At 70.6% G+C, this 905-nt stretch carries 2 pseudogenes; both read right to left on the bottom strand.

The features are described 5' to 3' along the window. Window positions 1-300 (bottom strand): annotated as a pseudogene (locus ACFQEU_RS16785) (TIGR00303 family protein); the annotation flags it as partial. Window positions 301-434: 134 nt separating this feature from the next. After that, window positions 435-905 (bottom strand): annotated as a pseudogene (locus tag ACFQEU_RS16780) (type II secretion system F family protein); the annotation flags it as partial.

Here is a 905-nt window from a genome sequence, read left to right as displayed (position 1 = left end):
GGGCTCCGCACACGCGTCTCGGGTCGGCGTCGCGGTTGGCACCGCGAGCCCCGCGTCGACGCCGACGACGTCGAAGTCGACGAGCTCCCGAACCGCCCGCGTGATCACGGCGGGGGTCGGACTGCCCGACGGACTGATGGGAAGCGGGGAATCGGCCGCCGGACGCCCGTCGGTGACGATCTCGAGATCGGCACTCGGCGTGTGTCTTCGGAGCGTCGGGTCGGCTCCCGCGGCACTGATCCCGTCGATCGCGGCCGTCTCCGTCGTCCCCGCGACGACCACGAGCGAGACGCGACTCACGAGTCACGCTCCGTTCGCCGCCCGTACTGCGCGTACCGGTCGTCCGGGAGATCCGATATAACCACTAGCCATGGATTAGTACAACCCGACTTTAATCGATCGGGTCGATCGGGGCGGCCCGTTCTCGAACCCCGTCACACGAGTCCGGTCGACCAGAACGCGACGTAACAGAGCCCGACGAGGATCCCCGAGTGGAGCAGCGCCCCGTCTCGCCCCCGAGCGGCGGCCCCGGCGAACCAGCCGGAAGCGAGCATCGTCGCCTGGGCGACGGCGTACAGGCGGAACCGCTCGACTTCGGGGTGGACCAGATCGGGGTCGAACGGGAGGTCGAGCGCAGCCCCGAGTGCGACCAGCCGATCCGCCTCCATCACCTGCGCGTTGATCGCGGCGACGGTCCCCGCGACCACGAGCGCGGCGACCCACCCGACGGAGACGTACCGCCGCATCGCCGCTCGAAGCGCTCGCTTCTCGTGGGTCAGCCGGTCGACCTCGACACGGAGCGTCCCGAAGACGTCGTCCACGGTGCTCCCGGCGTGGAGCGCCCCGCTCACGAGCCCGACCGTTCGGTCCGCTAGCGGCGTTCCGACCCGCTCGACGAAGCGGTC

Origin of the sequence: Halorubrum tibetense, from assembly GCF_042661865.1 — an archaeon.
Lineage (GTDB): Archaea > Halobacteriota > Halobacteria > Halobacteriales > Haloferacaceae > Halorubrum > Halorubrum tibetense.
This window is presented reverse-complemented; position numbering and strand designations above follow the sequence as displayed.